This is a genomic window from Sporacetigenium mesophilum DSM 16796, from assembly GCF_059569055.1.
The window spans coordinates 1-22,752 of sequence record NZ_JCANUR010000019.1 but is presented as its reverse complement, the minus strand read 5'-3'; the positions used below and the strand labels follow the sequence as shown (position 1 = coordinate 22,752).

The window sequence follows — 22,752 nt, the reverse complement described above, 5'->3', positions numbered from 1 at the left end:
TACAATGTTAAATTCAACCTAATTATCAAAAAAATTTAGTAAAACAATACATTTTTGTAATATTGTATGATAATAAAAATATGATATTATAGTGATGTTAAAATTATTTGTTAACTGAAGGCAGGGAAAAGCGATGGAAAATATATTACAACATGAAGCTATAGACAAAAAAGAAGTGAAAAAAAATATAAATTCTATGGTCATACCTATAGTTATAGAGAGCATTCTTCAAATGACAGCAGGATTTTTTCTAATGGGAATGATAGGGAGATTAGATCCTGTTTCTATAAGTTCATTTGGTATAAGTAATAGAATTATAAATATAGTATGGGCTATGTTAAAAGGGATAACAGTTGGAACGTCTGTTCATGTAGCTCAAGCATATGGATCAAAAAATACTAAAAACATTCAACATGTAGTAACACAAACTATAATATCATTATTAGTAGTTATATTTATAGTACAGCAACTAATATTTTGGAATGCTGGTTCAATTTTAAAAATATTTAATCCAGAACCACAACTTATGGAAATAGGAACTAGATGTCTAAAAACAGCCTCATGGTCTTTGTATTTTTTAGGAATAATGATTACAGTTACATCCACACTACAAGCTATGAGTAATTCTAAAACTCCTATGAAAATAACGATGATTATGAACTGTGTAAGTATATTTGTTGGATATTTATTTATATTTGGAAATTTTGGATTTCCAAACTTAGGAGTTCAAGGAGCACCTTTAGGTATGATATGTGGATATTTAGTATCAGCATCTATAGGAGTTTATATATTATTTAATAAGAAAAAAGGTGTAGTATATTTTGAAGAAGAGAATAAAGAGAAAATATCTGTTCTTAAAAATATAACACCGGATATGAAACAAATAGTAAACATATTTAAGGTAGGACTTCCTAGCTCTTTTGAAAATTCATTTTGGCAAATAGCAACAATAATACTAACAAGAGCTGTGCTTACTTATGGAGAGACATCACTTGCTGCGTATCAACTTGGCTTACAAGCTGAATCTATTTCATATATGCCATCTATGGGATTTGCCATAGCTTCAACTGCATTTATAGGTCAAACTGTTGGAGCTAGAAATGAAAAGTTAGGTAAAATTTATATAAAAGAACTTTTAAGAGGCACAATACTTATAACTATTATAACATCTATACCTCTTATATTATTTCCACGTCAATTAATGTTACTTTTGACCAATGATCCAGAGTTAATAAACATAGCTGCTATTTATTTATTAGTTATGGGATTTGTACAATTACCAGGGAATTTATCTGGAGTAATTAACGGAGCTTTAAGAGGTGCCGGGTATACAAAGGTGCCTATGGGAGTGTCAGCAGCAGGTATCTGGGGAATAAGGATACCTTTAACTATAATTATAGTTTATTATACTAATTTAAATATTGCTTGGGTTTGGATTGCAATGGGAGTAGACCTATGTTTTAGGTTTGTTAGTAGCTATATAATTTACTCTAAAAAAGATTTATACAATAATAACATTATAAGTAAAACTATTAGCTAAAAGCCCTTGATTTTATCAAGGGCTTTTATACTTTAATATTTGACCATTTTCTATTTTTAAATCTAATAAACAATAATATACCAAACAATGTATATGCAATAAATTCAGAATACCAAATTCCTATTACTCCCGTACTAAGAGTTATTATAAATAGATAACATAAGGGGATTTTAATAAACCATAGTCTAGCAATAGACAAATACATTACTGTTTTGGTATCTCCTGCACCTCTAAGAGCAGCAGCTAGTATAATTAAAAAGTTCAATGGACCCTGGGTTATAGCAACAGCAAATAAAGTAGAATAGGTTGTATTTATTACATCTACATCTGTTGTAAATCCAGATGCCATGTATTTACCAAATAATACAAATAATACTCCTGTTAAAACTCCCCATAAAACTCCTAAAATCAAAGACAAATATCCTGTAAATAAGCTTTTATCAACATCATTTTCACCAAGTGCTTTTCCTACTAAAGCAGACGTAGCTATAGATATTCCAAGTGCAGGCATAAAAGATATAGAATCTATACTTATTATTATTCTAAATGCAGCTTCTTGAACTATATCTAGTCTACTTACTATAACTCCAGATACTAAAACGGATGTTCTTATAAAAAACTGCTCTATAGCACCAGGATAGCTTATTTTCCATAGTGGTTTAAATATATCTTTTTTAAATTTAAAATATTTAGGATTTAACTTAAGTTCATTTTTCCCTCTAAATAATACATACATAAAAAAAATGGCACTTACAAATTTAGAAATAGAAGTAGCCCAAGCAGCCCCATCTATTCCCATAGAAGGGAAAATACCTACACCGGTTATTAGTAAATAATTTCCAATTATGTTTATTACATTTGCACATAGCGTAATATACATAGGAACTTTTGTATCCTCAACACCTCTAAGTTGTGCTGATGCAGCAAAACATATAAATGAAAATAGAGTACTATAAGATACTATTTTAAAATAGGATATACTCATATTTAAAGTGTTTAAATTCATATCATAAATATTTAGCAAATTTTTAGCAAATATTATAGATATTAATCCTATAATAATGGATATAAATATATTTATAGATAAATTATGAGATGCTACAAAATTTACCTTATCATTATCGTGTTCTCCATGAGCTCTTGAAATTAACGCAGTAGCACCTATATTAAAAGAAGAAAATATAAAAATTATTGTAAATATAAGTTGATTTGAAAAACCCGCAGCAACTAAACCTTCTGTGCCTAAAAGCCTAGAAATCATAATTGTATCTACTATTCCAACTAATGTATTCAAACTCATTTCGATTATAGCAGGAATAGATATTTTTAATATAGATGAAATCAGAGATTTGTTTTGAGAGTATTGAGCTAGGAAAACACTACTTTTATTAAATCTAATATTTAAGTTCATATATGATAACTCCTTTATAGATAAAAAGTAGTTTAGTAATAGTGTTTGACAAGAAATATAAAATATTTATCCAATGTATTGAAAAAAATGTAAAAATTTGTAGTATAATAAAAAAAAGATTTATTTACTTATGATTTATTTACTTACAAATCAAGGAGAGTACATATGAAAAAGTTAAGCAACGCTCAAAACAATTTGCTTAAATACGGTTTTTTAATTTTTTTAATAGCATTGACTTTTTATTTAGTTTTTACTACTTTAGATATAAATACTTTATCTAAAATAATAAAACTATCAGATAAAAAATATATAATCTTAGGAATTATAGCTATGGTTTTTTATATAGTTTTGGAAGCTAATATATTAAATATTATATTAAACACAATACATAAAACTAAAGACAAATCAATAAGCACAAAAGTGGCTATGATAGGGCTTTATTATAACTTAGTAACTCCTTTTGCAACAGGGGGTCAACCAATACAAATTTATATACTTTCAAAACATAATATCCCTGTAAGTAAATCTAGTGCTTTAATAATAAATAAAACTATACTATTTCAAATAGCAGTAACAATTTACTGCGGAGTAGCAGCATTATTGAGTATAAATCTATTAACTTCTGACTTAAAAACGGTTTTACCATTTATTGCAGTAGGTATATTGATGAATATTCTTATATTATTAACTACTGTCTTTATATTATTTAGCCCTGAAAAGTTAAGCGTTATTGTTAGAATTATAGGAAGCTTTATAATGAAAATAAAACTATTTAAGAAATTTAAAAATAGAGGAGTTAAATTTGATGAATTTATAGATGATTATAACTTTGCTGTGAGATTAATGCTAAAAGATAAAAAGGCTGTATTTTATAGTATAGCTCTAACTATAATTCAACTAACTGTTTATTTTAGCATACCTTATCTTATATACAAATCATTTGAACTCAGTGGACATTCATATATATACTTATTAAAGTTAGAATCATTCTTGTATATGGCGATTTCTGCTATTCCAACACCTGGAAATATTGGAGCTAATGAACTAGCATTTTATACCATATTCGGCTCTGTATTTCCTAAGGGTATGATAGGATACTCTATACTTTTATATAGTGGGTTAATTTACTACTTAGTTTTGATAATAAATGGTATAGCTACTATAATATTTCACTGGAAAATAAAAAAGAAAGAAAATATCTAAGACTTTAAAAATAGATAAATATAAGGGACACTATAGAACAATCAATAATATAATATATTAAATATAATATTATATGACATAAAATAGCTACATTTTGTTGACAATAAAGGAGGTAGCTTATGCTAGTATCAGGAATATTGTGGACTTTATTAGGATCTATAGTAGTTCTTGGAGCTTATCATATTTATGATGAAAAAATAGCTAAAAGAGATAAAACTGATTTATAAAAATAGGGGCACATGCCCCTATTTTCTTGTATATATCTTAAATACATATTTATAACTATCACTTTTATTATCTACACTTGGATATATAGTCTCAACTATCCAATCATTTTCATTTATGTGGGGAAAAAAAGTATCAGCGTGAAAAACATAATCAATATATGTAATGTATAGTTTGTTGCACAAATCAATAAGTTGTTTATATACATTAGATCCTCCAATAACAAAAACATTTTTTTCATTATTTTTATTTATGGTTTCTAGTAATTTAAACAAATCATTTATATTATTAATAACAAAACAGTTCTGTAAGATTATATTTTTTTTTGTTAAAACTATATTAATTCTATTTGATAAAGGTTTTTTAGGTAAAGACAAGTATGTATTATATCCCATAACAACAATACTGTTTTGTGTAACATACCTAAAATATTCCATATCTCCTTTTAAATATGTTAAAAGTCTATTGTTTTTTCCAATACCCCATTTTTTATCAACAGCTACTATTATATTAAGAAAAATAGAGTTATTCATAATAATAATTCCTCTCTGTAGAAAACTTTATATATCTAGTAAATATAAAAGATATATGTGCAAAAAATAAATTATATATATGTATATATAATTACCATATAATCATTATTATATAGATTATAAAGTTAGTTTAAGTGGATTTCATACTAATTATTTTTTGCTATATTTTAATAAGTTTAAAAGATTTTTATATGGAAAACCTATTTATTAAGAAGGGAGAGTGACAATAATGAAAGACAACAGATTTAGAAAAGGCGAGTATGAAAACGCAGTAGAATATGCAAAAGATTTATTAAATAAAAGAGTAGGTATGTTAGAAATAATGGATAAGACAAACTTAAATGAAGACCAAATTCATAAAATACAAAGAAAAAGAGAAATGGAATTAAAGGATAAAGTAGAGGTAAGACATTTTTAAATATCATATATTATGTAAAAGCACTTCAAAAGAAGTGCTTTTACATTGTTAGAGAATTGAGAGAATGAAGACAAATATAATAACGATATAATAATATCCATATATACCTAGTAGGAAAAAAATACTTAAAAAAATAAAACTCCTTGAAAAAACAAGGAGCTCATAAAATTATTTAATATCATTATTCCAACCATTCCAAAACACATGATTTTGACTTTGTAGTTCATTATTTTCATGAGTGGGGTAAGAACCTACTTCTCCTATAGGAGTCATAGCTACAACCCTATAATTTTGAGGTATATTTAGACCTTGTTTTATTTTATTTTCATCAATAGAAGCTATCCAACAAGTTCCATAACCTTCATTAGTAGCAGCTAACACTAAATGTTCCATAGCTATAGCACTATCTACTAAGTATAATTCCTTGTCATCAATAACTCCAGATTCAGCTGGATCAGCAACAACAATTGCAACTAAAGGTGCTTGATTTAACGAATCAGCTGAGCTGTTTACATTATTCATAACACAACTAGATAAATATTGCTTTTGTTGTGCATTATTAACCAATATTATTTTAGGAGATTTGTTATTTTTCCATGATGGAGAATTTAAAAATGAATTAATTATTCTCTGAACTTTTGAATTATCGATAGGTCTATCAGTAAAGTTTTTTATAGAATCTCTTTTCCTGATAATATCGTAAAAATGCATAAATTCACACTCCTTATTTTCTCTTATTACTATTATTAGCATAAGATAAATTCTTATTCTTGTGCTTTTCTAACAAAGCTATCATCTAAAAATTGCTAAATAATTCAACTAATATATATATTTATATTAAAAATTTTGTATTTGTATTGAAAATAAACGTGTAAAAATGTAATATATAAGTGATGCTTAATATAAGACGAAAGGAAGATATATATGTTACAAGTTAATGGAGTAGGACTAAGATTCGGAGATAAACAACTATTCAAAGATGTTAATATAAAATTTACAAAAGGAAATTGTTATGGAGTTATAGGGGCTAACGGTGCAGGAAAATCTACTTTTCTAAAGATATTATCTGGAGAAATAGAAGCAAATGAAGGTAATATATCTATATCAGAAAATGAAAGATTATCGGTTCTTGAACAAAACCACTTTAAATATGATGAAGAAACAGTTTTAAATACTGTTATAATGGGTCACAAAAGACTTTATGAGATAATGGCAGAAAAAGATGCTTTATATGCAAAAGAAGATTTTAATGAAGAAGATGGAATAAAAGCTGCAGAACTTGAAGGTGAGTTTGCAGATTTAGATGGTTGGGACGCAGAAACTAATGCTGAAGTATTATTAATGGGATTAGGTATATTAAAAGACTTACACTATAAACAAATGAAAGAATTAACAGGTGGAGAAAAAGTTAAGGTTTTACTAGCTCAAGCTTTATTTGGAAAACCAGAAATATTACTTCTGGACGAGCCTACTAACCACTTAGATTTTAAATCAATAAACTGGTTAGAAAACTTTATAATGAACTTAGAAAATTCTATAGTTATAGTTGTATCACATGATAGACACTTCTTAAACAAAGTATGTACTAATATGGTTGACGTTGATTTTGGTAAAATACAATTATACGTGGGTAACTACGATTTCTGGTATGAATCAAGCCAATTAGCTATGCAATTAATGAAAGATCAAAATAAGAAAACTGAAGAAAAGGCAAAGCAATTAAAAGAGTTCATAGCTAGATTTAGTTCTAACGCATCTAAAGCTAAACAAGCTACATCTAGAAAAAAACAGTTAGAGAAACTTACTTTAGAAGATATTCAACCTTCTAGAAGAAGATATCCATTTGTCGGATTTACTCCTGAGAGAGAAATAGGGAATGAAGTTTTAGAAGTACAAAACTTAAGTAAAACTATAGATGGAGTTAAAGTTTTAGATAACGTAAGCTTTAGATTAGACAAAGATGATAAAGTAGCGTTTATGGGTGATGAAATAGCTATAACTACGCTATTCAATATAATAATGGGTGAAATGGATGCTGATGAAGGAAGTTACAAGTGGGGCGTTACAACATCTCAATCATATCTACCTAAAAATCACAATCAATATTTTGAAGGTGTACACTATTCATTAATAGACTGGTTAAGACAATATTCTGAAGAAAAATCTGAAACATTTATAAGAGGATTCTTAGGAAGAATGTTATTCTCTGGAGAAGAAGCATTAAAAGAAGCATCTGTATTATCTGGAGGAGAGAAGGTTAGATGTATGTTATCTAAGCTTATGTTATCAAATGCTAACGTACTTGTACTTGATGACCCAACTAACCACTTAGACCTTGAATCTATAACATCTGTAAATAAAGGTTTAGAAAGCTTTAAAGATGTTATACTATTTGCATCTCATGACCACGAGTTTATTAGAACTATTGCAAATAGAATAATTGAGATAACACCAGGTGGTATAATGGATAGAAAGATGGACTTCGATGAGTATTTAGAAGATACTAATATACAAAAGCAATTACAAGAAATGTATAAAGCTGGAAAGTAGTAAATAATAATAACAAATAAATATAAAAATCCCTCTGAACATTATCTAAGATGAAAACTCTGTATGTAATCTTTTTGATAATATAAGGAGGGATTTTTTATGTAATTAAAAGATGCAGCACAAGAGTTTTTAAAATTGTTTATGGTATAAATATAATATCCTTAAATAAATAAAAATATGTTGAGTGCCAATATTGTTTAACATTGATCCAGCCACAGTATTATTTTTAAACGGAATTGGAACGCTATTATATTTCTTCTTAACAAAAGGAAAAATACCAGCATATTTAGGATCGAGTTTTGCATTCTTAGCTCCCGCATTTTTCTTGATGGATTCAGGTTACGGATTTGAATATATACAAGGTGGGTTTGTTGCATCAGGAATTGTTTTTAGTATAGTTGCAATAATAATAGGATACACTGGAACGTCTTGGATTAAAAAATTATTTCCACCAGCAGCAATGGGAGCCATAGTTACAATAATAGGATTAGAACTTGCACCAGTTGCAGCTGACATGGCAGGATTTCCAGTAGGTGGAGCAAACTCGGCACAATTAAACTTAACTTAGGTTATGGTTTCAACGGTAACTATGCTAATAGTAGTGTTATTTTCAGCATTAGGAAGAGGATTCATGAAGATTATTCCGATATTAATAGGTGTAATTGTTGGATATTTATGTGCACTAGTTTTAGGATTAGTAAACTTTAGTGAAGTTAGTCAAGCAAGTATATTGGTAACACCTCATATACAGTTTGCAAAAGTTAATATTAATGTAATATTAACAATATTACCAACTGCATTTGTTGTAATTGCAGAACATATAGGACATTTAGCAGTCACAAGTAATATTGTAGGTAGAGATTTATCTGAAGACCCAGGTCTACACAGATCTCTTTTAGGAGATGTTTTATGTCTAGCAAATATTAGTTTAGTACAAAGTGAAAACATAATTATAAAAAAGGAGCCTAAATTATGTATTCAAACAGAAGGCGTTCTCATATTCATTTTATTCACCAATATGAAAATGGTACAAATAAGTATACTGGTACAAGAATAGTTCTATTTTGGAAACATAAAGGATTAAAAGAAATAAAAGATATTGGTGATTTTAGAGTACATAAATATGAAAATCCAAAATCTAAAAATAATAAAGAGTCAAAATGGAAAATAAAAGAGAGCATTTTTAATAATATAACAAAAAAACAGATGATAAATGAAAGTATCGATAAAAGATATATAATGATTCATATAATATATGAGTCAACAAACTTAAATTTAGAAGACTATTTATACGAAATCATCAATGTAGAACTAAATGATATACCTTCAAAAATCATATTTAAATAATAAATTTTTAAAAGAGAATATATAATAAAAAATATTAAAATAACCAAAAGGAAGAGTTAATTACTCTTCCTTTTGGATTTCATGATATATTTCATCTAATTCTTTTTTATGTTTATTTAGTATATCCTGTAATTTATCTTGCATTTTATTTTGAGATTCAATAAATTCAAAAGTAACTTCCCATGTTGGGTTATGAGTATCATCAACCTCTTCAAAAGATAAAACAACATCTTTTAATACATCTTCATCATAATAATCTAGTATCTCTGAGAACTCCCAATCTTCAACATCTCTTTCTGTTGTAAGTTTTAAATGAACGATATCTTTTTCATTTTCATGTACCATATAAATACTATCTATTAAATTTCCATTATCTGAAATAGTATAACTTCCTAATTCTCTTTCTAAATAACCAGTTTCTTTATTTTTTTCCATAAGTAATACTGATACTGTTTCCATAATTGTCTACACCTCTTAATTTTAATAATATAATAAACTTTTATATAATTAGATTTTATAGGTTTTTATAGTTTTTGTATATATAATTTATCCATTAGATTAAATTTGATGTAATATTTTTTAATAATATAGTTTATATAGAGGCAAAAACATACAAACTATGTTATAGTAGAATCTTATGGTATAAGGAAATATCTAAGTATGATATAATTGTACTTTAGATTAATTATAACAATATAAGTAGGTGATAGTATGACAAAAAATGATTTTTTACCAATTAGCAAACAAGATATGTTAGATAGAGGATGGGATGAATTAGACTTCATTATAGTTTCTGGAGATGCCTATGTAGACCATCATAGTTTTGGGACAGCAATAATGTCTAGGGTTTTAGAAAATGCTGGATACAAAGTAGGTATAATAGCTCAACCCGACTGGAAAAATACAGATGACTTTATGAAGCTTGGTAGACCCAGATTAGGTTTTTTGGTAGCTGCAGGGAATATGGATTCAATGGTGAATCACTATTCTGTAAGTAAAAGGTTAAGAGAAAAAGATGCTTATTCTCCTGGTGGTAAGATGGGTTTAAGACCAGATAGGCCAACTATTGTATACTGTAATAAAATAAGAGAAGCATATAAAAATATTCCTATTGTAATTGGTGGAGTAGAAGCAAGTTTAAGAAGATTTGCTCACTATGATTATTGGAGTGATAAAGTAAGAAAATCAATGTTAATTGATAGTGGTGCAGATCTATTAATATATGGAATGGCAGAAAAACAAATTGTTGAAGTTGCTGACAATTTAAATAATGGATTAGATATAAAATATATTAGACATATAAACGGAACATGTTATATTGCAGATGATTTAGAAAATGTATATGACTATATTGAAATACCATCGTATAAGGAAATATGTGAAGATAAAGTTAAATATGCACAAGCTTTTAAACTTCAATATGATGAGCAAGACCCTATTAGAGGTAAAACATTAGTACAAAAGCATGCAAATAAGTATTTAGTACAAAATAAACCTGAAATACCATTAAATAGGGAAGAATTAGATAAGGTTTATTCATTACCTTATCAAAAAACTTATCACCCTATTTATGAAAAATTAGGTGGAATACCAGCTATTGAAGAAGTAAAATTTAGTATAACAAGTTCAAGAGGTTGTTTTGGAAGTTGTTCTTTTTGTTCTATAACATTCCACCAAGGTAGGATAGTACAAAGTAGAAGTGAAGAAGCTATAGTAAATGAAGCAACAGAAATTACGAAGTTTGATGATTTTAAAGGATATATTCATGATGTTGGTGGTCCTACTGCAAACTTTAGAAAACCTGCTTGTAAAAAACAATTAAAGGTTGGAGCTTGTAAAGATAGACAATGTTTATATCCTAGCCCATGTAAACATTTAGATGTAGACCATATGGAATACCTAGGAGTACTAAAAAAAGTAAGAAAAGTGCCTAACGTCAAAAAGGTATTTGTACGTTCAGGTCTTAGATATGATTATATTATGGCAGATAAAAAAGATACATTTTTCAGAGAGCTCGTTGAACATCATGTAAGTGGACAGTTAAAAGTAGCTCCAGAGCATGTTGCTCCTGAAGTATTAAAGTATATGGGTAAACCAGCAGGAAAAACTTATGATAAGTTTATGGATAAGTTCCATAAAACGAATGAACAGGTAGGTAAAAAACAATATATTATACCATATCTAATGTCTAGTCATCCTGGATGTACATTAGAATCAGCAATAGAATTAGCAGAATACCTAAGAGATATTCACTATCAGCCAGAACAAGTTCAAGACTTTTATCCAACACCAGGAACATTGTCAACAACTATGTTCTACACTGGATTAGATCCTTTAACTATGGAAAAAGTTTATGTGCCAAAGACTAAGACTGAAAAAGCTATGCAAAGGGCTTTACTTCAATATAGAAACCCTAAAAACTATGATTTAGTATATACAGCCTTAATGCAGGAGAATAGAATAGATCTTATTGGATTTGGGCCAAAATGTTTAGTAAAACCAAGAGAGAATAGAAATAACACAGGATATAATAAAGGTAAATCAAAAAGCGTAAAAGGAAAAGATAAGCCTAATCAAAATAGTAATAAAAAGGGCAATACTAAAAATAGGGATAATAAAGACAGAGATAATAAAAATAAAATTAAAAATGATAGTAAAGGTAAAATAACAAAAAGAAAGAAAAGATAAAAGAATGCTTGTGGATATCCACAAGCATTTCTATTTGTTTATATATAACATCTCTACATGAGGAATATCGTCCTCATAGTATATATCTGATACCTCTTTAAAACCAATACTTTTATAAAAATCAACTAAATATGACTGAGCTGATATTCTAATTGATTTCTCGTTTAGATTGTTATGTATATAATCAATTGCTTTTAGTATCATATCTCTTGCTATACCCTTTTTACGGTATTCTTTTGCTACTAATACTCTTCCTATTGATATTTCATTGTATGAAACACCTTTTTCTAAAATTCTTAAATATGCAACTATATCTTCATTATCTTTTGTAAATAGATGATATGAATTTTGATCTTTATCGTCACAGTCTTGAAAAGCACATTTTTGTTCTACAATAAATACTTCATTTCTTGATTTTAAAACATTATATATTTCATCTGCTGTTAATTCATTAAATCTCTTTATTTGCCAATTCAATGTAGTTCCCCCCCCGGTGAAAAATTCTAAGAATATAGTTATATATAAATATTACCTATTTTTACTGAATTTGTATAGTGTATAATTAAAAAATTAAAATGACGTAAGGTTATAAATAAGTTTATAACCTTACGTCATTTTTATATCAATTTTACTCAATTATCTCTAATGGTTTTTGTGCTGGACCTTCAATTACTTTACCATCTATAGAAAATCTTGAGCCATGGCAAGGACAATCCCATGTTCTTTCTCCATTATTCCATTGTAATTCACATCCTAAATGAGTACAGGTATTATTTACAATATGAAGTTTTCCATGTGGATCCTTATAAGCACCAGCTCTCATTCCTTTAATTAAAACGATATCTCCTTCATCTAAATCTAAATCTTCAGCTCTTCTCAATGTTATATCTAGTTTACCTTCAACTAAGTTTTTTGCAACATCAGCGTTTATTAATGCGAAGTTTTTAATATCAGGATCAGCATCAAATCTCGATGGAGTATAAAGCTCTGAATAAGGATTTTTCTTTTTCATAATCATATCTTTTATTAATAGGGATGCTGAGGTTCCATTAGTCATACCCCATTTTTTATATCCTGTTGCCACATAAATATTAGGATACTTTGAACTTATATGACCTACATAAGGTACCTTATCTAATGTAGTTAAATCTTGAGTAGACCATCTATGAGTTATATCTTTTATATTAAATATTGTTTCACCAAAACTTTTCAAAGCTTCATAATGATCTAAAGTAGATTTACTTTTACCTGTTTTATGACTTTCGCCACCGATAAGAATTAGTTTTTCGCCATTTGGAAGTTGAGTGTATCTAATAGATCTTGTTGGATCATCTGCACTTAAATACATTCCTCCTGGATAATCTCCATCTATTTTAGTACCAAGTGCATATGATCGTTCAGGATACATTCTAGTAAAGTAAAATCCCATCCCATCATAAAAAGGAAAATGAGTGCATATAACTACATTTTCACAGGTAACTTTATATCCATCCTTAGTAATAACTTTTAAGCCATCTTCTTTTTCAATATCTATTGCTTGAGTATTTTCATAAATTATTCCATTTTCTTTTTCAATATACTCAACTAAATTTTTTAAGTATTTAAGTGGATGAAACTGTCCTTGGTTTTTTACAACTAAGGCTGCTTTTAACTTAACTGGTATTGGTAGGTTCTCTAAGCATTCTCCGTTAATACCAAGTTTTTTATAAGCCTCTAATTCATCTATTATTTTCTTAACATATTTATCAGAATTTGCATATATATAGGCATCTTGTTCTAAAAAATCACACTCGATATTATTACTCTTTATAGTATTTTTAATAAAGTTTAAAGCCTCGTTATTAGATTCATAGTAAAGTTTGGCTTTTTCTTCTCCTAAGTTATTTATTAATTCATCGTAAATTAAATCGTGTTGCACCGTTATTTTAGCAGTTGTATGACCTGTTGTACCGCTAAATATATCAGAAGCTTCTAATACTGCAACTTGATATCCTTCTTTTTTAAGTAAATAAGCTGTTGTTATTCCTGTGATTCCAGCACCTATTATAGCTACATCAACTTTTATATCTTCGCTACATTTTGGAAATGACTTGCGCTTTATGGAATCTAACCAATATGGCTCTGGATATTTAGGCAAATTTTTACTCATATAATACCTCCAATTGTTTATATATACATAATTTCTCCATTATATTTAAATTAATGTAACAATATTATAAGAATAGTAACGATAAAAAAGCATTTTTATATAATATTTTATAAGAATAAAAATATAAGGAGTATTAATATGAACAATGCTTATTTATTTAATTTTGTAAGAGGTTTTTTGCCTCCTACTGCTACTGTTTTGTCAATATTTATTGGAGATGTAGATAATGATAATACTTATGAAATAATAGTAGGATATAAATGGCAAGGTATATGTTATGTTTTAGTACTAAAAAATTATAATAATATGTGGTATGTTTTAGACAATATTAAAGGCCCTGGATATAATATAAATTATATTAATGTAGCTCCAGTTAAAGAAAAAAACAAAAACAATTTAATTATAGGATGGCAGGTAGGGGGAATTTGGGCACAACTAGATATTTTTGAATGGAAGAATAAAAAATTCAAAAGGATAATTGATGATAATATAACTTATAGTAAAATAGAAATTTATGATATATCATCAAAAGCTAAAAATGATAAGAGAGCAGAAATAGCATTATGGGTCCATGATACTGGTGATTCGTATAAGGTATCAATTTATAGATATGATAATGGAAAGTTAGTTATTGCAAAAGATGTTTATCCATATTATTTTAAAAAGGTAGTTTTATATTACAAGCAAAAAATTAAAGAAAATCCTGACTATGGATTTTATTGGTATTACTTAGCAGATGCTCAAATAAAATCAAAAATGCCATATGAAGCACTAAAGTCTATAGATATAAATATGAAACTCGATTATCCTTATCCATCTAAAGATGAGTTAATTAGATTAAGAGAAAGTATAATATATAGTTTAAAAAATAGAGTCACACAGTTGTATCCAGCATCTATTAAAACTATTGATGGAATAACATGGGGGTATATAAGTAATCAAGGTGAATTTATAATAAAGCCGCAATTTACTAATGCCCTAGACTTCCAAGACAATGGTCTTGCAGTTGTTGAAAAAGATGGTTTATATGGAATTATTTATGAGTCAGGAAGTTATATCTTAAGGCCAAAATATCAGTATATTAACGATTTTTCAGAAAATCGTGCAGTAGTTTTAAATGATAATGGATTTAAAGTAATAGATGAAAAAGGTAATGAAATAACGTCTAAGGCATATGACTATATAAGCATATTTCAAGACAACCGAGCTTTGTTTAGTGGCATAGGACCAGAAGGTAACTATCTTTATGGATATTTAGATAAAAGCGGTAGAGAAATAATCCCTTTAAAATATGAATATGGTAGTAATTTTAAAGATAACAAAGCAGTTGTTAGGATTAAAGAAAATGAACATGCTCTGATAGACCCTAATGGTACAATAATAACCAAATATAATTATAATTTTGTAGGGGATGTCGGTGATGGTCTATTATCTTTTAAGAACACCCCAGACGGCAAATTCGGATTTATTGACATTAATGGAAATATAGTTATACAACCACAATATACAGGGGTCCAAATTTTTAACAATGGAATTAATAGTGTTAATATTTCAGAAGACATTAATAATAAATATGGAGTTATAGATAAGAAAGGTAATTTTATAATAGAACCTAAATATAATGATATATTTTCTTTAGGTGAAGATAGAGTCGCTGTAGGTAAGGCACTTGATGAAAACAGGCCTTTTATGGGATCTAAATATGCCATTGCCACAAATGAAGGCAAATTTCTTACAGACTTTATTTACTATGGTGTCTCAAATTATGAGAATAGCCTAGCGTCTGTTTATGACGATAAAAATACATTTTTTATTAATAAAAATGGAAGTGTAGTAAAAGATTTACCTATAGTTAGCGGTAGTGGAACTTTAGATATTGAAGATAATTTAATAAAGGCTTTTATCGATTTTAGGCTATCTTATTTAGATAGAAATGGTAGTACAATATACGAACAAAACAAAATGATTCCTTTAAACAATATATATGAAGTTATAGAAGAAAAATACAAGCCTAATAAAGATTATTTAGTTTATTATCCACAAATTAATTCTACGGGTAACAGTTCTGAATTAAAAACTGTTAATGCTAAACTAAGAGAGTTGTCTCAACTTAAAGATATAAATAGCAATGTACAATTAGATTATAACTACTTCGGTGACTATTCTGTAGAATTTTTTAAAAATAATCTTCTAGTTTTACAACTTAATGGATATGAATATCACTTTGGTGCAGCTCATGGTATGCCAGTTAGAATATATGCTAATATAAATTTGCAAAATGATAAAATATATACACTTAATGACTTATTTAAGGAAAATAGTAATTATATCAAAGTCATTAGCGATATTATAGGAGACCAAATAAAGAATGATAAAGAATATTCATATGTATTCCCAGATACCTATAAAGGAATAAAAGAAAATCAAAAATTTTATCTAGGAAAAGATGCATTGTATATTTACTTCGACCCTTATGAGATAGCTCCTTTTGTTGCGGGATTTCCAACATTTAAGATACCATATACTATGATAAATGACATAATTGATATTAACGGTGAACTATGGAAGTCTTTTAATTAAATAAAGTCAAATAAAAATAACTACTGTATAAAGACAATAGTTGTTTTTATTTGACTTTAAATTAAGTATAAAAAGTTACACAGGAAAAGTTACAATTTCTTAACTTGAAAAACAACATAATTACATTTAATATTTGTATGTACCAGTATATGAAAAGCTAAATTTATATATATTATAACATTTAACCATATATTATTATATACAATAAATGGGGGTTGTGTCGTGGCAAGTAAAAAAAACAAGTTGAAAATTAAGTTAAATAAAAAATCAAAATCAATAATTATATTAACTTTATCGGTTTTATTCATAGTAGGAATTATTAAAATTCCAAAAACCTTATTTCCAATCAACGAAAAACAACAGGAGACAATAGTAAAACCAATCCAAACTATCCCTGAAAATTATCCAAAAAGGGAATTAAAATATAAAGATACGGGTGAAGACGTTAAGTATATACAACAACGATTAAAAGAATATGGATACAACATGAGTACAGAAGGTATATTTGGCTGGGGAACTCGTGAAGCTATATTTGATTTTCAATATAAACTAGGGATACCTCAAACAGGAATAGCTGATATGGTAACTATAAAGGAGTTAGATAAAAAGCCTACAGAAAAAACAAAATATATTGCTCCAAAGCAAATAGATTACACGTATATTAATTCTGATATAAATAAATTTGTAAATGAAAATGAAATAAGAAGCTATACTGATTATTTAATGGTTACTACACTAGATAATAAGCTGACTTATATATTTAAAGGAACTGCACATAACTATACACTTATAAAAAAGTTTTATTGTAGCGTAGGTTCTAGTAGTACACCAACAGCTCCGGGTCAATTTAGAGTTGGAATGAAGGGACTTTCATTTGGACAAGATGATGGATTCCAAGCTAAATATTTTACTCAAATTAATGGAAATTACTTATATCATTCTGTTATATACAATAAAGAAGGCACAAAGGTTGTCGATGGCTCACTAGGTGATTCTGTAAGTCATGGATGTATAAGACTTGCTACAGAACATGCTAAATGGATATATGATAACGTACCAGAAAATTCAACTATAATTATAAAATAAGGAACTCATTTTATGAGTTCCTTATTTTATATATAAATTCTAAATATTAATATAACAAATAGTATCACAATATATACTAATATTTATTTTTATTATTATTGCAAAATGATTATATATATTTGGCATAATATGTATAATATATATTAAGTATATATATTTAAGGAAGGAGAACTATAAATGAGAGGTTTTAATAAAATACTTATAGTAATAGTAGCTATACTAGGCATATTTGCCCTTCTAGGATTTACAACATATAACTCGCTAGTAAACCTAAATGAATCAGTTGATCAACAATATGCAAATGTAGAAAGTAAATTACAAAGAAGATATGATTTAATACCAAATCTAGTAAACTCTGTTAAAGGGGCAATGAAGCAAGAAAAAGAAGTATTTTCGAATATAGCAGATGCTAGATCAAAAATGGCAGGAGCTACAAGTGTAAATGAAAAAGTAAATGCTTCAAATGAGTTAGAAGGTGCTATAGGAAGATTATTAGTAGTTATGGAAAATTATCCACAACTAAAATCAAATGAAAATGTAACTAAGCTTATGGATGAACTATCAGGAACTGAAAATAGAATATCAGTTGAAAGAGATAGATACAATGAAGTTGTTAGAGATTACAATAAAAAAATAAAAAGATTCCCATCAAATATTTTTGCTAATATGTTTGGCTTTGAGTCTAAAGAATACTTTAAATCTAATGCTCAAGCACAAGAAGCACCTAATGTAAATCTATAACTCCAAAAGCTATTAAGTGCTTAGCTTAATAGCTTTATTTTATACATAGGGGGTGTTATATTGAAAAAAAACAAACTTATAAAATTGTTTGTGTGTACTATATTTTCGTTACTAGTTATGCTCAACATATCTTATGCTTATGACATAGTAAATCCCACTAGGGAATTTTATGTAAATGATTATGCTAATGTCTTAAGCACCGAAACAAAAGACTATATAATAAACTTAAATAAACAATATGAACAAACCAACGAAAGACCCCAAGTAGTAGTTGTAACAGTTAGCTCATTAGACAATCTATCTGCGGAAGAGTATTCTGTAAAGCTTTTTGAAAAATTCAAAATAGGTAATGCAAATTTGGATAATGGAGTTCTTATACTTTTAGCTCCTAATGAACGTAAAATACGTATAGAAGTAGGATATGGACTTGAAGGTGCTATACCCGATAGTGTAGCTGGTTCTATAATTGATACTAGTAAAGAACTATTAAGTGCAGGTGATTATTCTGCAGGTATAAAAGATATATTTAACGGAGTAGCCTATGAAATAAATGAGGAGTACAATTATTCAGATATTAATATAAATGGATATGTTCCTAATTCAAGTTTAAATAATAGTAATACTCAACCTAGCTTTATTGAAAAACATAAAGTGGTATTTGGAATTGTAACTGCAATAGGCCTTGTTCTATTAGTTATAGTTGACTATAGGTACTTCAATGGTACAATAACAGAAACATTAATATATATGGCATTTATGTTTGGTGGAAGAAATAATTCAAATGGCGGAGGCGGAGGTTCTTCTGGTGGAGGAGGAAGCTCTGGCGGTGGTGGCTCCGGCAGAGATTTTTAAGAATATAGCAAAACAAAAAGAAATCATAATTGAATGGTTTCTTTTTGTTTTAAAAAGAATATTATATTGTGTTGTTGTTAATTATTAGATTAAGTATTAAGATTTTTTGATTTCTAATAGTTTACAGATTATTACATATAACTTATAATTGTTTTAATGTAAAATAATTATATTGATTTTACTAAAATTAAAGGAAGGACGGTGAGTACCTGATTTATATCAGGATAATATGAAAAAATGGATTTGGATAATATTAAGTATCGTTGTTATTGTTGGGGCTGGAGCTTGGATAAATGCTTCTAGTAAGCCTAAAGGAATAGAAGTGAAAGTTGGTAATGTACAAGAAAAAGAAATAAAATCTTACTTATCTACTACAGGAGATATATTATCTAAAAACAAACAATTGTATTTTGGAGAGCAAGGTATAGTGGATGATATAGACGTTAAAGTAGGCGATACCGTTAAAGAAGATGATGTTCTTATGACTATTAAAACAGCATATGGAACTAAGAAATTAAGAACTGATATCGATGGAATAGTTACAGAGCTAAATGTTTCTGAAGGTCAAATGAATTCACTAGCACAACCTGTTGCAGTAGTTCAAGATACAAAAGACCTGCAAGTTAAAATTCAATTAAGTAAATATGATGCTCCTACAGTTAAGGTAAATCAAAGTGTAAACATAACTTATAATGATAAGGTATACAAAGGAAAAGTTGCTTCTGTAGATCCGACAGCAGATAACAACTCGAGTCAATCTATTGGTAGTAATTCATCTGAAGTATATCAAAATGCATTTATAGATATAGAGAATTCTGAAGGTTTAGTAATAGGGTTTAATGTAGATGTTGACATACTAACAGCCCATAACGACAAAACATTGGTTGTTCCTATAGAAACTGTAATTTCTGATAACAACGGAACGGATTTTGTATATGTAGTAAAAAACGGTAAAGCTTCTAAGAAAAATGTTGATCTTGGAATAGTATCTGATACTGAAGCAGAGATAAAATCAGGTTTGATTAAGGGAGAAGTGTTAGTATTAAACCCTGGAGCTGACATAACTAATGGAGTAGATGTTATTGTTAGTCCTAAGGAGGAAAATAAGTAATGAATATGTTAGAAGTTAAGGACGTATATAAAACATACGTAACTGGAGATATAAAGTATCAAGCTTTAAGTGGCGTAGATCTTAAAGTTAAAAAAGGTGAATTCACTTCAATAATGGGTCCATCAGGATCGGGGAAATCTACTTTTATGAACATTTTAGGATGTCTTGATAAGATGGACTCAGGTAGCTATGTATTAAATGGCCAGGATGTAACAAATTTAAGTGATAATGAATTAGCTTATATAAGAAATAAGGAAATTGGTTTCGTATTTCAAGCTTTCAACTTACTACCAAGAATGAGTATATTAGAAAATGTAGAACTTCCTATGGTTTATGCTGGAGTTGATAGCAAAGTTAGACGAAAAAAAGCTATGGATGCACTAGAAAAAGTAGGTCTTGGTAATTGGAGAAAACATAAACCAAATGAAATATCTGGAGGTCAGAAACAAAGAGTAGCTATAGCTAGAGCTATAGTAAATAACCCTGCTGTAATAATGGCAGATGAACCCACAGGTAATTTAGATTCTGTAGTAACTGGGGAAATACTAAAAATATTTCAAAATTTAAATGAAGAAGGTTCTACTATACTTATGGTTACTCACGAACCAGAGGTAGCCCAATATACTAAAAAAATAGTAAAATTTTCTGATGGAACTATAATATCTGAAAATACAGTTATAAATAGAAAAATAATAAGTCAAGAGTAAAAGGGGTGAGGATGTGAGAATAAACTTTGCAGAAAATTTCAAAATGGCTTTAGATAGTATAAGAGCTAATAAGTTAAGATCCTTCCTTACCATGCTAGGGATAATAATAGGTATTAGTTCAGTTATAACCATACTATCTCTTGGAGCTGGTGGAACAGCTTCTATAACAGGCCAATTTGAAAAAATAGGAGCATCTACTGTTAGCATACAAGTTAATGAACAAAAGGCTCAGAAAAGTGATTACTTTGATACAAAAGATACAGATATGTTAATAAAAAGAATTGATTCTGTTAAATTTGCATCTCCAGTAACTCAAATTCAAGGTAGTATAGAAACTCCTAAAAAATCAAAATTTGCTATTATTGCAGGTGGAAATGATGATTTACAGCAAATAAATGGACTTGAAATGTTATATGGAAGGTTTTTTAGTCAAAGAGATTACCTTAAAGGAAATAATGTAATAGTTATAGATCAGGTGAGTGCTAAAAATTTATTTGGATATGAAGATGTAGTTGGTCAGTCAGTAAATATAGGATCTCCACTTTCGCCTAAGAAAGCTAAAATAATAGGGGTATCTAAGTCGTCAGGACTTTTATTTGCTGGAGAGGGGACTGAAATGCCTATATTTGTATATACTCCAGTTACCTTTACACAAAAACTATATCCAAATATGTTAATAAGTTCTATAAATATTATAGCTTCTTCAAAAGATAAAACGGAAGAAGCAGGAAATTTATCACTTAGGATTTTAGAGAATATACATCACAATCAAGATAGAGATGTATATAGTGCAGAAAGCGTTATGAAACAATTAGATCAGATTAATTCTATATTTGCTATATTTACTTCTTTTATAGCAGCAGTTGCATCTATTGCACTATTAGTAGGTGGAATAGGTGTTATGAATATAATGTTAGTGTCTGTAACCGAAAGGACTAGAGAAATAGGTATAAGAAAAGCCCTAGGAGCTACAACTCATACTATACTTACACAGTTTTTAACAGAGTCTGTAATTATAACAGTAATAGGTGGGGTAATAGGACTTATTTTAGGGATACTTTCAGCTTATGGTTTAGGTAGTATCGCTAATATAACTCCAGTTATATCTCCAATAGCAGTTATTGGCGTAATATTATTTTCTTCTATTGTAGGTATATTCTTTGGAATATATCCAGCTAGAAAAGCAGCAAAACTAAATCCTATAGATGCTTTAAGATATGAATAAAAAGTTTGCTACGCTCATGTCGCCACCGACCAGATGGGACCTTGCTCAAGTTTAGCAGTATGAAATTAAAAAAAATAGGGCTAAGCCCTTCTAGTGTTGCATTTAGGTAGAAATTGAATACTTGACAAATCCAAATAAGCAGCTATTGGTAATTAGTTTTACCACTAGCTGCTTATTTTACTTTATTTTCATTTAAGGCCAATATTTTACTATATGTTTAGTTAGACCTATCCCTCTATGCAAAATCAATTTTCTATATTTTACCAAAATCAGCGTGTCCGAAAATATTCCATTACATATTCATCAAAGTATTCAAGTAAGTTTGAACGAACAATACGCGTTAGCGTTAACATAGAATACTTAGCAATTATAACTTTACAGCATAA

General features: G+C 28.2%; 19 protein-coding genes and 1 pseudogene. 14 read left to right on the top strand and 6 right to left on the bottom strand.

All coding sequences use genetic code 11. The annotated features are described in order from the left end of the window. The first annotated feature begins 133 nt into the window (after positions 1 to 133). The gene (locus tag BS62_RS13005; RefSeq protein ID WP_496491711.1) at positions 134 to 1,540 is read left to right on the top strand and encodes an MATE family efflux transporter; all 1,407 of its coding nucleotides are present in this window, start codon (positions 134 to 136) and stop codon (positions 1,538 to 1,540) included. Between the two features lie 25 nt (positions 1,541 to 1,565). Here BS62_RS13005 and BS62_RS13000 read toward each other — a convergent pair whose 3' ends face one another. Continuing rightward, positions 1,566 to 2,951 (bottom strand): MATE family efflux transporter, encoded by a 1,386-nt coding sequence (locus BS62_RS13000; RefSeq protein ID WP_496491710.1) that lies wholly within the window; start codon positions 2,949 to 2,951, stop codon positions 1,566 to 1,568. Positions 2,952 to 3,116: 165 nt separating this feature from the next. Between BS62_RS13000 and BS62_RS12995 the strand changes: the two genes are divergently transcribed. After that, complete coding sequence (locus tag BS62_RS12995) at positions 3,117 to 4,154, top strand: lysylphosphatidylglycerol synthase transmembrane domain-containing protein (protein WP_496491709.1); 1,038 nt, start codon at positions 3,117 to 3,119, stop codon at positions 4,152 to 4,154. Positions 4,155 to 4,399: 245 nt separating this feature from the next. On the opposite strand, the gene BS62_RS12990 is transcribed toward BS62_RS12995, so the two are convergent. After that, positions 4,400 to 4,912 carry a dihydrofolate reductase gene (locus BS62_RS12990; RefSeq protein ID WP_496491708.1) on the bottom strand — a complete coding sequence of 171 codons (513 nt, stop codon included), beginning with the start codon at positions 4,910 to 4,912 and terminating at the stop codon, positions 4,400 to 4,402. Between the two features lie 229 nt (positions 4,913 to 5,141). On the opposite strand from BS62_RS12990, the gene BS62_RS12985 reads away from it, so the two are divergent. Beyond that, the gene (locus BS62_RS12985) at positions 5,142 to 5,330 is read left to right on the top strand and encodes a hypothetical protein (RefSeq protein ID WP_496491707.1); all 189 of its coding nucleotides are present in this window, start codon (positions 5,142 to 5,144) and stop codon (positions 5,328 to 5,330) included. 168 nt (positions 5,331 to 5,498) lie between these two features. On the opposite strand, the gene BS62_RS12980 is transcribed toward BS62_RS12985, so the two are convergent. Then, positions 5,499 to 6,041: a nitroreductase family protein gene (locus BS62_RS12980; protein ID WP_496491706.1), complete on the bottom strand. Its 543-nt coding sequence runs from the start codon at positions 6,039 to 6,041 to the stop codon at positions 5,499 to 5,501. Positions 6,042 to 6,254: 213 nt separating this feature from the next. Here BS62_RS12980 and BS62_RS12975 point away from each other — a divergent pair, with 213 nt between their 5' ends. The 3 genes and pseudogenes from BS62_RS12975 to BS62_RS12965 all read left to right on the top strand — a co-directional run bounded on the left by BS62_RS12975 (position 6,255) and on the right by BS62_RS12965 (position 9,227). Further along, on the top strand, positions 6,255 to 7,880 hold the full coding sequence (locus BS62_RS12975) for an ABC-F family ATP-binding cassette domain-containing protein (RefSeq protein WP_496491705.1): 1,626 nt from the start codon (positions 6,255 to 6,257) through the stop codon (positions 7,878 to 7,880). A 184-nt stretch (positions 7,881 to 8,064) separates the two neighbouring features. Further along, a pseudogene (locus BS62_RS12970) lies at positions 8,065 to 8,937 on the top strand (solute carrier family 23 protein). After that, entirely contained in the window at positions 8,853 to 9,227 is a 375-nt protein-coding gene (locus tag BS62_RS12965) for a hypothetical protein (protein ID WP_496491704.1), read from the top strand. The pseudogene BS62_RS12970 and the gene BS62_RS12965 overlap by 85 nt, the downstream one beginning before the upstream one ends. A gap of 60 nt (positions 9,228 to 9,287) precedes the next feature. Here BS62_RS12965 and BS62_RS12960 read toward each other — a convergent pair whose 3' ends face one another. Beyond that, positions 9,288 to 9,686 carry a DUF6762 family protein gene (locus BS62_RS12960; RefSeq protein WP_496491703.1) on the bottom strand — a complete coding sequence of 133 codons (399 nt, stop codon included), beginning with the start codon at positions 9,684 to 9,686 and terminating at the stop codon, positions 9,288 to 9,290. Between the two features lie 252 nt (positions 9,687 to 9,938). Here BS62_RS12960 and BS62_RS12955 point away from each other — a divergent pair, with 252 nt between their 5' ends. Continuing rightward, positions 9,939 to 11,915 carry a YgiQ family radical SAM protein gene (locus tag BS62_RS12955; protein WP_496491702.1) on the top strand — a complete coding sequence of 659 codons (1,977 nt, stop codon included), beginning with the start codon at positions 9,939 to 9,941 and terminating at the stop codon, positions 11,913 to 11,915. A gap of 30 nt (positions 11,916 to 11,945) precedes the next feature. On the opposite strand, the gene BS62_RS12950 is transcribed toward BS62_RS12955, so the two are convergent. Together BS62_RS12950 and BS62_RS12945 are read right to left on the bottom strand one after the other, a co-directional pair. Further along, complete coding sequence (locus BS62_RS12950; protein ID WP_496491701.1) at positions 11,946 to 12,392, bottom strand: GNAT family N-acetyltransferase; 447 nt, start codon at positions 12,390 to 12,392, stop codon at positions 11,946 to 11,948. Between the two features lie 151 nt (positions 12,393 to 12,543). Further along, complete coding sequence (locus BS62_RS12945) at positions 12,544 to 14,064, bottom strand: FAD-dependent oxidoreductase (protein ID WP_496491700.1); 1,521 nt, start codon at positions 14,062 to 14,064, stop codon at positions 12,544 to 12,546. A gap of 138 nt (positions 14,065 to 14,202) precedes the next feature. On the opposite strand from BS62_RS12945, the gene BS62_RS12940 reads away from it, so the two are divergent. The 7 genes from BS62_RS12940 to BS62_RS12910 all read left to right on the top strand — a co-directional run bounded on the left by BS62_RS12940 (position 14,203) and on the right by BS62_RS12910 (position 22,366). After that, positions 14,203 to 16,644, top strand: coding sequence for a WG repeat-containing protein (locus BS62_RS12940; protein ID WP_496491699.1), 2,442 nt, complete (start codon positions 14,203 to 14,205; stop codon positions 16,642 to 16,644). Between the two features lie 222 nt (positions 16,645 to 16,866). Further along, positions 16,867 to 17,730 carry a L,D-transpeptidase family protein gene (locus BS62_RS12935; protein ID WP_496491698.1) on the top strand — a complete coding sequence of 288 codons (864 nt, stop codon included), beginning with the start codon at positions 16,867 to 16,869 and terminating at the stop codon, positions 17,728 to 17,730. A gap of 177 nt (positions 17,731 to 17,907) precedes the next feature. Then, on the top strand, positions 17,908 to 18,471 hold the full coding sequence (locus BS62_RS12930) for a LemA family protein (protein WP_496491697.1): 564 nt from the start codon (positions 17,908 to 17,910) through the stop codon (positions 18,469 to 18,471). Between the two features lie 60 nt (positions 18,472 to 18,531). Continuing rightward, on the top strand, positions 18,532 to 19,323 hold the full coding sequence (locus BS62_RS12925; RefSeq protein WP_496491696.1) for a TPM domain-containing protein: 792 nt from the start codon (positions 18,532 to 18,534) through the stop codon (positions 19,321 to 19,323). Between the two features lie 229 nt (positions 19,324 to 19,552). Then, positions 19,553 to 20,434, top strand: coding sequence for an efflux RND transporter periplasmic adaptor subunit (locus BS62_RS12920; protein ID WP_496491695.1), 882 nt, complete (start codon positions 19,553 to 19,555; stop codon positions 20,432 to 20,434). After that, on the top strand, positions 20,434 to 21,141 hold the full coding sequence (locus tag BS62_RS12915; RefSeq protein WP_496491694.1) for an ABC transporter ATP-binding protein: 708 nt from the start codon (positions 20,434 to 20,436) through the stop codon (positions 21,139 to 21,141). Before BS62_RS12920 ends, BS62_RS12915 begins: the two co-directional genes overlap by 1 nt. A 13-nt stretch (positions 21,142 to 21,154) precedes the next feature. Beyond that, on the top strand, positions 21,155 to 22,366 hold the full coding sequence (locus BS62_RS12910; protein ID WP_496491693.1) for an ABC transporter permease: 1,212 nt from the start codon (positions 21,155 to 21,157) through the stop codon (positions 22,364 to 22,366). Positions 22,367 to 22,752 lie beyond the last annotated feature (386 nt).